The organism is Gorillibacterium terrae (genome assembly GCF_051594785.1).
GTDB lineage: Bacteria > Bacillota > Bacilli > Paenibacillales > NBRC-103111 > Gorillibacterium.
The window spans coordinates 368,950-382,150 of the sequence record NZ_JBPPGI010000002.1 but is presented as its reverse complement, the minus strand read 5'-3'; the positions used below and the strand labels follow the sequence as shown (position 1 = coordinate 382,150).

The following is a 13,201-nucleotide window of genomic DNA, read 5'->3' as shown; positions in this document are numbered from 1 at the left end:
TCCTCCTAAGATAGAGTATGAAGCCGGTCGCGGAATTCACTGAAGGCGATGCCTTCATAGCGCTTGAATTGCCGGTAAAAGTATTCGGTGTTGGCAAAGCCGGCCCGGTGGATCGTCTCCATGCCGGCGTACCGGTTGTGCATAAGCTCCTTCTTCACGGCCGAAATGCGAGCCTTGTTCAGGTAATCGTTAAAGCTCTCTCCCGTCTTCTGTTTAAACAGTTGTCCCAGATAAGCCGGATTCATATAAAACAGCCCGGAGAGCTGCTTGATGCTGAGGTTCTCGGCGTAATGCCCGTCGATGAATTCCAGAAGGGATGCGATCAGAGACGGTTCCTTCTTGCGGGCCAGTTGACAGACCAATTGGCCGGCCTCGGTCATGGCCTGCACCAGCCACTCGGCAAAGGGCGGCTCTCCGCTCTGGCTCTGCTCCGCGTACTCCCGTTCCAGCCGGGCCATCAGCGGCGCCGGGTCCTCGCCGAAGCGGGCGATCAGCCGGCCAAGCTTGGAGAGTAAGCTGTACAGCGCTCCTTCCACCGCGGGTTTGGGGAGCCGCCGAGCCTCCGTCTCGCGGACCACGCGGCGGACCTCCTCGGCCAGCTTGTCCAGATCGCCCTCTTCGAGCAGTCGGATGAGCTCGTCGCTGTTCAACTCCATATCCCAAAACCGCTCATCCGGACCGCTCGTCGGCCGATAGAACCGGACCGGCTCCTTCGTCCGATTGCGCTCCAGTGCATAAAGCGCCTGCTTGCGGCTCAGAGGGACTCCGGATGCGGATGCGGGATCGCCCACGCCGATGACCACCTCCTGGCGGAACCATTCGCGGGCGGCCGCGAGTACGCCGGTCAGGAGCCCGCAAATGGCATCCTCCGCCAAGCCGGGCTGGAATACGATGCCGATCAGCCCTTCCGCTTCCTCATAGACAAACCCGTGGCCGGGCTGCTCGATCGTTTCCTCGAGCATGTTGCGCAGGCCGTACCGGTACAGCATGGCGTCGTACAGGTTGTCCCGCACAAGCCGCGGAAAGAGGGTCAGTTCAACCAGACCGATGCGGATTCTTTCTTCCCGGACGGCGAGGCCCAGCCGGCTGCCCCGCTTGCCGAGATCCGCATACGAGAGGACGCCGCAGGCGAAATCGGACAGGAGCTTGTCGCGGGCCAGATTCCGCGTTTCCCGCCGTTCGGCCCGGTCGCGCAGCTCCCCGTCCAGCTCGGCCTTCAGCTTGGCCAGCGTCCGGTCGAGCTCCTCCGGTTCCACCGGCTTCAGCAGGTAATCGGCCACTCCGAAGGAAATCGCCTTCTTGGCATACTGGAAATCGCCGTATCCGCTCAGGATCACCACCTTGGCGGCGCTCCCCGATTCCCGCAGCGCGGCGATGAGCTCCAGCCCGTCCAACTCGGGCATGCGGACATCCGTCACGACGAGGTCGACGGGATGCCGCTGCGCAAGCTCGAGCGCGGTCAGCCCGTCGGAAGCCGTGCCGATGATCCGGAAGCCGCTGGCCTGCCAATCGATCAGCAGCTTCATCCCATCCGTAATCAGCTCTTCGTCGTCAACGATCAGCACATTGTACATCGGTCATTCCTCCGCTGTTGTAGGGGATGCGCAGCCGTACCCGGGTTTCCTCGCGATAGACGCTTTCCAGCTCGATTCCATAGCGTTCGCCGTAGTTGGTTTTGATCCGCTCCACGACGTTGACAAGCCCGACGCCGCGTCCATCCGGGCCGGTCTCCCGTCGTTCCAGCCGCAGCCGCAGCCCCTCGGCCTCTTCCTCGGTCATGCCGATTCCGTTGTCGATTACCGTCAGCACCGCATCTCCGCCTTCGACGGCGCCGACGATGCGGATGAAGCCCGCCGTCTTGACGCGTTCGATGCCGTGCTGAATGGCGTTCTCCACCAAGGGCTGAAGGCTGAACTTGGGCACCTTCAGGTCATAGAGCCGTTCGTCCACCTCGATGCGGTACTCCAAGGGACGGCGGAAGCGGATGATCTGCAGGTACGTCTCGGCAAAGCCCAGCTCCTGACGCAGGGGGATGTGGCTCGCCGACCAGTCGAGGCTGTCCCGGAACAGACGGGCAAAATGGCCGACGATCCCCGCCGTCTCGCGGTCTCCCTTCTTGATCAGATGCATGCGGATGGCATCCATCGTGTTGAACAGAAAATGCGGGTTGATCTGACTCTGAAGGGCGTGCAGCTCGGCGTCGCGTTTTTGCAGCATCAGCGTCTTGATTCCGATCTCCTTCTCGTAGCCTTCGCGGATCAGTGTGTTGATCCGGTCCACCATCCTGCGAAAGCTGCGGTTCAGTTCGCCGATCTCGTCGCGGTTGAGATCGGTGACGGTCACCTCCAGGCTCCCCTCCCGTACGCCGACCATTTGCCGGACCAAGCCCTTCAAGCGATGGGATAGGGTGCGGGAGAAAAACAGCATGAGCGCAAAGGCGAGCAGAAAGGATAGGATCAACACCGTCAGGCTTCGCCCGACCACGCGGCCCATCTGGCTCAGGATGCTCTCATTGGAAATGAGCACGACCAGTCTCCAGCCCCGCAGCTCCCGGTTGTCGTCAAAGCTTCCTTCCAAATAAGTCTGCCGTTGCCTCTGGCCGGTGCGCATCCTCTCCTCGAAATGCGGAATGTCCGCTATTGTTTTACCGATGAACTCGCGGTTGGTCGATGCCGAGATCAAGCGTCCTTGCGCGTTGAACAAATACACCTGCTCGTTTCCCTGATCTTGGCGCATGAACTCCGCCAAGCTGCTTTCCGGAATGTCGATTCGCAGGACATTGGTGATGCCTTCGCCCATGTCGGAGACCAGAACCCGGCCGAGCGTGAATTCCATCCGGTTGAGATCGGAATTAAACGATACCGGTCCGACCACATTGTACCCTTTTGCTTCGACAATCTGCCGGTACCACTCGGAATTGCGGTCTTCGTCCGTCGTGGAAAAAAACAACGGAGAAACGGTTCGCCGGGGGTTGTCGGTATAGATCCGGTACCGGGCCTCGGGGCTTGAGACGATCAGCTTGGCGGAATATTGATCCGTCAAGGCGTTCATCTGATACTGCTCGGCGAACGTCAGGGCGCCGTTCTCGTAATCCCGGTTGAGAAACTCCAGCAGGGTCTTGTCGAGCAGAATTTCATCGGAAATCAGATCGTATTTCTCGATGACATTGGCAATGCTCGTCTTCATTTGAACGAGATTGCTCCGATGAATCTGCATGGTATAATCCAGCGCAACATCGATCATGCTGCGCACCAGATAAAAGCCGATGAGGGTGACCGGCAGCAAAAAGACCAACAGGTAGGTCAGCATCAGCTTTTGCCGCATTTTCAGCGAACCGAGCCATGAAGCCAGCTTAGGGGGGAAGCGCATGAACATGTTCCTCCAGACGTGAAGCAAGTATGGAAAGTATTCGAGACATGCTGCGGTTCCACCTCCTTTTTCGTCCGGCCGATTCGGGTCCATTCGAGGCCATTCGCCGCCGTTCGGGAAAGCCCGCTAAGCAGGCCGGAGACGGCGATGCCGTCCCAGCCTGCTTTTGACGCGGGTCAAGATGGAGAGCTTACTTGGCCTTCTTGGCCGAGTAATCATCCCACTGCTTCTGCGCTTCCGTGATGATCTTATCGAGTCCGGCCGCTTTCAGCTTGGCGCGGAATTCGGGAAGCTTTTCCTTTGGATCGATCGCGCCCCAGTAAAAGCCTTCATAGTTCTTCCAAACGTTGATGACCGAAGCGATCTCGCGTTTTACCGGAGAGGTGTTGAACTGGAAGCCCAGCGTTTTGTCCGGTTTGGCGCCCTCGTTGAACTCGTCGAACAGCTTCCACTTGTCCGGGTTTTCGCCTTCCATCAGGTAGTTCAAATATTGGTTGCCGTATTCCCACGACACATCGGCCTGGGAATAACCGGAGTTGGGAGTCAGCTTGATGAATTTGTCATCCACTTTCGTATAATCGACGTTTTCTTCGCCGAAGACGAACAGGTTGTTCAGGTACTTGTCATTGTACAGCAGCTCCAGGAACATGAGCACCCGTTCCGGATCCTCCGAGGTGCTGGAGATCGCCAGCGAGGAGCCGAGTACATCGTCATTGCCGACATAGGAATCGGTCAAATAGATTTGGTCGTACTTGGCGTCCGCAGCGACCTGGCCCGATTGCTGCATCGCTTGCGTCAGCTCGTCGGCCTTGCCCGGCTTCAATTGGAACTCGGTGGAGAACACCGTCCCCATATTGATTTGGTCGTCCTGGGACGTAAGCGCGTCCTTGCGGCTGTCGCCCGCCTGATAGAAGCCGCGCATCATCGTCGTGTATTCGTCAAAGTAGGGCTCGTTGAACAGCGAAACGATCTTGTTGTCGTTCGGATCCTTGGACATGGCCAGCATAACGCCGGAATTCAGAATTTCATAGGGCTCCTTGTCCTTGCTGAAGGTTCCCGAGTACATGGGGGGCTGCTTGCCTATGCCGTCGACGAGTCCGGAGGCTTTGACTTTGTCATAAACAGGCGCCATGTCCTGCCAGCTCTTCACGGTGCTCATGTCGATGCCGAGCTTGTCGGCGATATCCTTGCGGTAGACGATGCCGCGGGCATGAGCGCGGTCTTTGTTTCCGGGAATAGCGAAGATTTTTCCGTCTACCTTGGAGGCTTCCCAGAAGTCGGGCTTGAACAGCCCTTGCGTTTTGGAAGCGTACTTAGCCAGATCCTCCTCGGAGATCGGCCAATAGAGACCCTTCCGGGCTTTGCCCGCATGATCCCACCAAGACGGCGAGAAGATCAGATCGAATTTTTCGCGGGTGGAAAACATGGCGTTGGTCTTGGAGTCCCAACTTCCCCAGTCCAGTACCATCAGGTTAACGGTGGCATTGATCTTGTCCTTGAGGTAAGCGTTTGCAAGCTTCTCAATGCGATCCGTATCGCGCGGCTGACCGGAGCCGACCATCACCCATTTGATTTCGTACGGCTTCAGCTTGGAAACGTCGATACCTTCGGCTCCGGTTGCGGCCGTAGCGGCCCCGGTCGAGGCGCTTGGACTTGCCGTGTCGCTGGCGTTCTTGCCTCCGCAGCCCGCGGCGAGAGACAGGACGAGCGCCAGCGGCAGCAGCTTGGAAGCGGATTTGAAGCGGTTGTGGTTCACTTCGAATTCCCCCTAACATGTAGTAGAAACGTGTATGTGTCCGGCTTGGGCCGGGAAAAACCTGATTCTTGGCATAGGCCTCGCTTGGAGCGGACCCGGTCAAAGGATCACCCTTTGACCGCTCCGACGGTAAGCCCCTTAATGAAGTATTTCTGCAGCCACGGGTAGACGGCGACAATCGGGCCGATGGTGATGACCGCGAGCGCCATTCGCGCACTTTCCTTCGGAGCCTGATAGGAGATTTGCGCCATTGTCAGCTTATCGGAATTTTCCGAGAGAAATTGAATATTGGTCATGACCCGATAGATCAAATATTGCAGGTTGTACAGATGCGGCTCGTTGATCAGCATGAGCGGCAGGAAGTAATCGTTCCAGTACCCGACCGCGGCGAAGATGGCAATGGTGGCAAGTCCGGGCAGCGACAGCGGGAGGACGATCCGGAAGAAGGTCTTGAGCTCGCCCGCCCCGTCGATCTTGGCCGATTCGATCAGCTCGGCGGGAATGCTCTGGGAGAAGAAGGTCCGCAGCACGATGACGTAGAACCCGTTCATCAGATACGGCAGAATCAGCGCCCAGACCGTATTGGTCAGGTGAAGAAACTGGGTACAGATCAAGTACCAGGACACGAGACCGCCGTGGAACAGCGTGGTGAAGAACAGGAAGAACATGAACTTGTTGCGGTACCGCAGGTCCCGCCGCGACAGCGGATAAGCGAACATGGCGATGGCCAGCAGGCTGAGCACCGTGCCCAGAACCGTGACCAGAATGGTCACGCCATAAGCCTGTACGATTCCTTCTCCCACTTGAAAGATAAACCGGTAGGAGGATAGGCTAAACTGCCGGACGAAAAATTGATAGCCGTACTGCTTCAGTGCGGATTCGTCCGTGAAGGAGACGCAGACGACCAGAATGACGGGCAGGATGCAGACCAGTACGATGGCAAGCAGGATCAGGTGAAACAGCCAGTTGATTTTCTTGGATATGGTGAGCCCCACGGTTCAACTCTCCCTAGAACAGTTTGTAGTCTTCGTCGATCTTGCGGGCGAAGAGGTTCGCCGCGAGCACCAGGACAAATCCGACCACCGATTGATACAGTCCGGCGGCGGAGCTTAAGCCGATGTCGCCGCTCGACATGAGCGAATGGTAGACATAGGTGTCGATGACCTCGGTCGTCTCACGCAAGCTGCCCTGGTTGAGAGGAACGTTGAAGAACAGCCCGAAGTCCGCCGAGAAGATCCGGCCCACCGCCATGATCGTCAGAATCGAGATCATCGGTGTTAACAATGGCAGCGTGATACTGCGGATCTGCTGCCACTTGCTCGCCCCGTCGATCATCGCCGCTTCGTAATAGGATTCGTCGATCCCCGACAGGGCCGCCAGGTAGATGACCACGGAATAGCCGGCGTGCTTCCAAATGTTCATGAACACGAGGATGAACGGCCAGTACTTCGGCTCCTGGTAGAAGGAAATGGCATCCGCCCCCGTGAGCTCGATCACCTTGTTGAGAAAGCCATTGGTCGGGTGCAGGAAGGCGTACACGACATAGCTGACGACGACCCAGGATAAAAAGTTGGGCAGGAAGATGATGCTCTGGTACAGCTTGGCCGCCTTCTTGTGCAGCAGCTCGAACAGCAAGAGCGAGATGCTGATCGGTACGACGAGCCCGAGGACGATGAACACGAGGTTGTATCCCAGCGTATTGCGGGTGATCCGCCAGGCATCGGGCGTACTGGTGAAGAACGAGAAATTGTCCAATCCGATCCACGGACTGTCCATCAGGCTTCGGAAGAACGTCGCGCCGTAGCGCATATCCTTGAAAGCGATCACGACCCCGAACATGGGCAGGTAGCTGAACATCAAGAGCAGCAGGATGCCCGGGATCAGCATGGCGTACAGCACTTTGTTCTTGCGGAATTCGAAGAAGACCCCGGGGCTGCGGCGGAGCGCCCCCCTCTTCCCTTGCGATTCATTCAGCCCTTGTCGGTGTATGGCTTTCTGCATAACCTCAACTCCTTGCCTTCAGTATAAAAAAAGGCGGGTGCGGAGTCGTGGGAGAAATTATAGGCTCACCCGACGAAATTATGGGTCTTTGCGAAGTCGGGCACGCCGGAACAAAAAAGACGCCTGCGCAGTTGGAGCGCAAGCGTCTGTATAGCGGAGTATCGGTTGAATCAGTCCTTGTTCTTGCGGCGCAGGAACGTCGGAATATCCAGCTGATCGCCGGACGGCTGGCTGCCGAAGGGGCGCAGCGGAGGCATCCGGTTGTCGTTCGGCTGGGCTTGCGCGGCGGCAGCGGCATGGGCGGCCGGTTCCGCTCCGGCGACCGGGCGCTTCTGGGGCGGCATGCTCGGTACCTTATGCTCGAAGCCGGTGGCGATGACCGTCACCTTGATCTCTTCCTTCAGGTTCTCGTCGATGATCGCACCGAAAATGACGTTCACTTCCGGATCGGAGGCGGCGATGACGATCTCGGCGGCTTCGTTCACTTCGTACAAGCTGAGGTTCGCTCCGCCGGTGATGTTCATGATGACCCCGCGGGCGCCTTCGATCGACGTTTCCAAGAGCGGGCTCATGATGGCCTTCTTGGCGGCTTCGGCGGCGCGGTTCTCGCCGGTTCCGATGCCGATGCCCATGAGGGCCGAGCCGCGCTCGGTCATGATCGTCTTCACGTCGGCGAAGTCGAGGTTGATGAGTCCGGGGACCATGATCAGGTCGGAAATACCCTGAACGCCCTGGCGGAGCACGTTGTCCGCTTCGCGGAAGGCTTCCACCATCGGCGTTTTCTTGTCGACGATCTCAAGCAGGCGGTCATTCGGAATGACGATCAGCGTATCGACCTTTTCCTTCAAGGCGGCGATGCCCTGTTCGGCCTGCATCGCGCGCTTGCGGCCCTCGAAGGTGAACGGACGGGTGACCACCCCGACCGTCAGCGCGCCGCATTCCCGGGCGATCTCGGCGATAACCGGCGCAGCGCCCGTTCCCGTGCCGCCGCCCATACCGGCGGTGACGAAGACGAGGTCGGAGCCCTTCAAGGCTTGGACGATCGCCTCCCGGGATTCCTCGGCGGCCTTCTTGCCGACATCGGGATTCGCTCCGGCTCCGAGGCCGCGGGTCAGCTTCTCGCCAATCTTCAGCTTCAGCTCGGACTTGGCCAGGTTCAGGGCCTGAGCGTCCGTGTTGACCGTGATGAACTCCACCCCTTGAATGCCGTTCTCGATCATTCGATTGACGGCGTTGCTTCCTCCGCCGCCTACACCGATTACTTTAATGGTTGCAAGTTGGTCTACATCGAGATCAAATTCAAACATATACGTTATTATCCTCCTCGCTGATCCTGTTCAAATGCACCGATCAGATGTATTCGCTTAACCAGTTTTTAAACCGTTCGAACCATCCGGGCTGATCGCTTCGCTGCTGTTTCTTGGCGCCCCCTCCGGTCTTGCCCCCTCCGGCAGTGGTGACGCGTCCTTTGTGGGTCTTGATCATTTGCGTGATGATTCCGACACCGCTGGTATAAGATGGGTCGCGGACTCCGATGAACTCCGGAGTGGCGACGCGGACGGACGTGGCAAGCTCTTTTTGAGCGACGCCGAGGAGTCCCGGCATGGCTACGGTACCGCCGGTGAGGACGTAACCGCCCTGGGCATTGCCGTACCCCATGTGGTAGACTTCGCTGCGGATCAGCTGGAAAATCTCTTGAACGCGAGGCTCGATGATACCGGTGAGATCAACCTGGGTGAATTCCGTCTCGGAATTGCTGCCGATGCGGGGAACCTTGAACACTTGATCGGCCGCCGCCAGCTCCGACTCGGCGCAGCCGAACTTCAGCTTGACCCGTTCGGCGTGTTCCAATTGCGTGTGCAGGCCGATGGAAATATCGCTTGAGATCAAATCGCCGCCGATCGGAAGCGTCGAGGTCGCGGCGATCGTGCCGTTCTCGAAGACCGCGATGGTCGTCGAGCCCGCTCCGATATCGACGAGCACGGTGCCGATGGTCTTCTCATCCTTCGACAGCGTAAGGTTGCCCGCCGCAAGCGGCATGAGGATGAGGCCGATCACCCGCAGATCCGCCTTCTCCACGACACGGCGAAGATTATGTATGGAAGATTTCGCTCCGGTGATGATGGTCGCTTCCACTTCCAGACGGACGCCGATCATGCCGCGGGGGTCTTGAATGCCCTCCAGCCCGTCCACGACGAACTGCTTCGGCACCACGCCGATGATTTCCCGTTCCGGCGGCAGCGCGATGACCTTCGCCGCCTGCAGTACCCGGTCGATGTCGTCTTCGCCGATCTCACGATCGTCGTTCGCCACGGCCACGACCCCATGGCTGGTCAGAAGCGTAATATGATTGCCGGCGATGCCGACATAAACCTCGTGAATCTGAATGCTCACCATCCGCTCCGCATGTTCGACTGCGCTGCGGATGGAATCGACGGTCTGGTCGATATCGACGATGGCGCCCTTGCGGATGCCTTCCGATTCTGCCGTGCCGACGCCGACTATATGAATGGAACCGTTATTCACTTCGCCGATGATGGCGCGGACCTTCGAGGTTCCGATATCCAAGCTGACGATTGTGTCATTGCCGCCCAATCTGGGGCACCTCCCTAAAGCGAATAGCGATGCAGAGCCCGTTAACTCATTACATATTCCACATGTTTCGCGGTATCCCTTTTTTATTTAGTACATTTTTTGAAATTTCCTGTCGATTCATGAATATGGAAACTTTTGGAGGAAAGTGAGACTTGTCCGACAGGCCATGCCAACAATTTTAACATTTCTTGGGCCTTATGAGTAGCCCAATTTCCAGAAAAATTGCAGCTTACGGGCTGGGCGCGACCGACTGCTGGGGGAACGGAATTCCCCGGTCCTGCTCGAGCAGGGTTAGGATGCCGGTGGTGCCGTTCTTGCGTTTGAATTCACTGGTGTAATAAGCCAATTGAGGCAGTTTTTCCTTCAAGAGGCTGATGCGGGTAACGACCTCGAAGCGCGATCGGGTATAGAGCTTGATCCGGTCGGGAAAGACATTCGGAAAAGGCTTGATCTCGGAAACGTCGGACAGTTGCTCCTCGGGAATGGCGGCCAGCGTTCGGGCCAGCTCCTTCCATTCGGCGGAACCGGTTTTCCAGCCGGTCAGAATCGGACGATCCGACGGGAACCCCTGGTTCTTGAGCGGATGGGCCGTCCCGTCCGACAGCACCACCTGAGGCTTGCCGTCGTCCCCAAGCCAATAAGCCGCTCTCGGGTATTCCTGAACCTGAATGGACAGAATCCCGGGAAAGGTCTTCGTGACCTTTGCGGCTTGCACCGCGGAGACTTTGGCGATGCCCGCTTTGACGTCGGCCGTCTTCACCAAAAAGAAGGAATCTCCCACCTTGACGCCGCTGGCTTGTCCGAGCTGCCCGGCATCCGCAAGCTCGTTGCCGGTGATGCGAATCTCGGAAATTTTGCCGAGCGGGGATTGAAAGAAGAGATACGCGAATAGAATTAGAAAAAAGACGACGATGATGAAGAGCAGGCGGCGGCTGCCCCGCTTCTTCGGTTTTCCCGCCTTAAGCGCGGGGACGGCTTGTTCCCTGGGCAATCGATAAACACCTACTTTGCTATACGGACGGGTCATGCCGCTGCCCGAGCCCGGCGACCGGCTGCAAGCATGCGCGGGATCGGGGCAGCAGAACCGTCGTCTATAAAAATCGTCCAACATTCACTCTCGCCGTTGGTTCAGCCGGGAAGCTCCGCCGCTTAAATGCTTCCGCCGCCGGAGGCTTTGCGCACAATCTTGGCGCCGAGCTTGGCGAGCATCTCCTCGATCCGCTCGTAGCCGCGGTCGATGTGGTGAATCTGCTCCACCACCGTCGTACCATGGGCGGCGAGCCCGGCGATGACGAGCGCGGCTCCCGCTCTCAGGTCGGTCGCTTCCACCGTCGCTCCGTACAGGCGGGGCACTCCTTTGATCAGCGCCGCATTCAGATCCACCCGGATATCCGCCCCCATGCGGCTGAGCTCCTCGACGTGCTTGAAGCGGCCTTCAAACACGGTCTCCTTGATGATGCTGAGGCCGTCGGTCAGGGACAGGAACACCATGAGGAGCGATTGCATATCCGTCGGAAAAGAAGGATACGGCGAGGTGACGATCCGCTCCACCCGCTTCGGCCGACTGTGGCACTGCACGTTCATTATATCACCGGACGAGACAATTTGAACACCGGCGCGCCGGAGAACGTGGACGAGCGAGGTCAAGTGCTGGGGATTGACATTCTCCAGCGTCACATTCCCGCGGGTAGCCGCCGCCGCGACGATGACGGTGCCCGCCGCGATCCGGTCGGGGATAATCCGATAGCGGCAGGGATGAAATTCCCGGACGCCGTCTACGGTGATGGTATTGGTACCCGCGCCGTAGATACGGGCTCCCATGGCATTCAGAAAATGCTGCAAATCCTGAATCTCCGGCTCGCGGGCGGCGTTGTGAATCGTCGTTCGCCCCTCTGCGGCCGCGGCGGCCATCATGATATTCTCGGTCGCGCCGACGCTCGGGAAATCGAGGACGATATCGGTTCCCACCAGCTTGTCGGCTCGGCAGACGATGGTGCTGCCCTTCTCCTCGATTCGTGCGCCGAGGGCTTCCAGCCCCGTCAGATGCAGATTGATCTTGCGCTCGCCGATTGCGCAGCCGCCCGGCTGATAGACGGTCACCGAGCCGAATCTCGCGAGCAGCGGTCCCATCAGGAAGATTGAGGAGCGCATCTGCTTCATCAGCTCTTCCGGAATGTGGGAGGAGTTCAGTCCGCTCATATCCAGCCGCACCTGATGGCCGGAAAGCTCCGTCTTGCTTCCAAGCGCGGTCAGAATATCCAGCATGACCCGGATATCCAAGAGATCGGGAACATTCTCGACGGTCACGCTGCCGCCGGTCAAGACGCTCGCCGCCAGTATCGGCAGCGCGGCGTTCTTGGCTCCTTGGATCCGAATGGTTCCCGAGAGAGGTTTCCCGCCTTCGATCACCAGTTTTTCCAAAGACTCACCTCCTGTTGGCTTCCCAGCAAACCGGCAGGCGTAAGACCTTCAGTCCCTCTCTCCCATGACGAGGACCTCTGGTACGAGTTCAATGGCGAATTGGGTGCGTACGCGGTCGCGAATCAGGTCGATCAAGTCGAGTACATCCTGAGCGGTCGCCTCTCCGGTGTTGATGATAAAATTCGCATGCAGCGTCGAGACCTCCGCCCCTCCGACCCGCTGCCCCTTGAGACCGGCTTGCTCGATCAGCTTGGCGGCATGATGGCCTTCGGGGTTGCGGAAGGTGCTTCCCGCGCAGGGGAGCTGCAGCGGCTGCGTTCTCAGCCGCCTGTCTTTGTAAGCGGCCATCGCCCCGGCAATCTCCTTGCGGTCGCCCTGCCCGAGCTCGAACACCGCCTCGGTCACGATGCCGGGCTTCTCCTGCAGAACCGAATGCCGGTAGCGGAAGAGCAGGTCCTCCCGGTTCCAGGTTTCCACGCTTCCGTCCTCCAGCACCACTTCCGCTTCCTTCAGAATCCGCGACACATCCGAACCGTGGGCTCCGGCGTTCATGTAGACGGCGCCGCCGACCGATCCCGGAATTCCGCCGGCGAATTCCAGGCCGGTCAACCCCTCCTTGCCGGCCAGCACCGACAGCTTGATGAAGGAGTAGCCGCCGCCCGCCCGGATCAGCCCGTTCTCGAACCGGGCTTCCGCCAGCTCTCCGGCCAGCTTGATGACCGCACCGCGCACCCCCTTGTCGAAGACGAGTACGTTGGAGCCCCTGCCGAGTACATGCCAAGGTGTTCCATGGGCATGCAGAAGGCGCATCAGCCGGACAAGCTGGCCGCGGTTTTGCACCGTGGCCAGAATATCGGCCGGGCCTCCGATTTTCCAGGTCGTATGGTTCTTGAGCGGTTCGTTGAGCAGAATTGCCCCGGCATCCGCCGACTGCAATTCGGAGATGAGAGCTTGCATCAGGAAAACCTCCTTGAGGCAAACACCCGCCCGGCGGCTGCCCGGCCGGTACGGTTCGGAAGATGGGTGTTTGTCACGGTTATAGTGTATGGTATGTGAAAC

At 58.8% G+C, this 13,201-nt stretch carries 10 protein-coding genes; all 10 read right to left on the bottom strand.

The window, feature by feature from the left end; all coding sequences use genetic code 11:
- Nucleotides 1-5 precede the first annotated feature (5 nt).
- Nucleotides 6-1,574, bottom strand: a complete 1,569-nt coding sequence (locus ACSEXS_RS11785; protein ID WP_438433422.1) for a response regulator transcription factor — start codon at nucleotides 1,572-1,574, stop codon at nucleotides 6-8.
- Nucleotides 1,552-3,369 carry a sensor histidine kinase gene (locus tag ACSEXS_RS11780; protein ID WP_438433421.1) on the bottom strand — a complete coding sequence of 606 codons (1,818 nt, stop codon included), beginning with the start codon at nucleotides 3,367-3,369 and terminating at the stop codon, nucleotides 1,552-1,554. Before ACSEXS_RS11780 ends, ACSEXS_RS11785 begins: the two co-directional genes overlap by 23 nt.
- 190 nt (nucleotides 3,370-3,559) lie before the next feature.
- A complete protein-coding gene (locus ACSEXS_RS11775) occupies nucleotides 3,560-5,125 on the bottom strand; it encodes an ABC transporter substrate-binding protein (RefSeq protein WP_438433420.1) in 1,566 nt (521 codons plus the stop codon).
- Nucleotides 5,126-5,232: 107 nt separating this feature from the next.
- Nucleotides 5,233-6,120, bottom strand: coding sequence for a carbohydrate ABC transporter permease (locus tag ACSEXS_RS11770; protein ID WP_438433419.1), 888 nt, complete (start codon nucleotides 6,118-6,120; stop codon nucleotides 5,233-5,235).
- A gap of 13 nt (nucleotides 6,121-6,133) precedes the next feature.
- Complete coding sequence (locus ACSEXS_RS11765; RefSeq protein WP_438433588.1) at nucleotides 6,134-7,012, bottom strand: ABC transporter permease; 879 nt, start codon at nucleotides 7,010-7,012, stop codon at nucleotides 6,134-6,136.
- A gap of 284 nt (nucleotides 7,013-7,296) precedes the next feature.
- Entirely contained in the window at nucleotides 7,297-8,433 is a 1,137-nt protein-coding gene (gene ftsZ, locus ACSEXS_RS11760; RefSeq protein ID WP_438433418.1) for a cell division protein FtsZ, read from the bottom strand.
- 43 nt (nucleotides 8,434-8,476) lie between these two features.
- A complete protein-coding gene (ftsA, locus tag ACSEXS_RS11755; RefSeq protein WP_438433417.1) occupies nucleotides 8,477-9,721 on the bottom strand; it encodes a cell division protein FtsA in 1,245 nt (414 codons plus the stop codon).
- A gap of 229 nt (nucleotides 9,722-9,950) precedes the next feature.
- A complete protein-coding gene (locus ACSEXS_RS11750) occupies nucleotides 9,951-10,712 on the bottom strand; it encodes a cell division protein FtsQ/DivIB (protein ID WP_438433416.1) in 762 nt (253 codons plus the stop codon).
- A gap of 158 nt (nucleotides 10,713-10,870) precedes the next feature.
- The gene (gene murA / locus ACSEXS_RS11745) at nucleotides 10,871-12,142 is read right to left on the bottom strand and encodes a UDP-N-acetylglucosamine 1-carboxyvinyltransferase (RefSeq protein WP_438433415.1); all 1,272 of its coding nucleotides are present in this window, start codon (nucleotides 12,140-12,142) and stop codon (nucleotides 10,871-10,873) included.
- A gap of 48 nt (nucleotides 12,143-12,190) precedes the next feature.
- Nucleotides 12,191-13,099, bottom strand: coding sequence for a UDP-N-acetylmuramate dehydrogenase (gene murB, locus ACSEXS_RS11740; RefSeq protein WP_438433414.1), 909 nt, complete (start codon nucleotides 13,097-13,099; stop codon nucleotides 12,191-12,193).
- Between the last annotated feature and the right edge of the window lie 102 nt (nucleotides 13,100-13,201).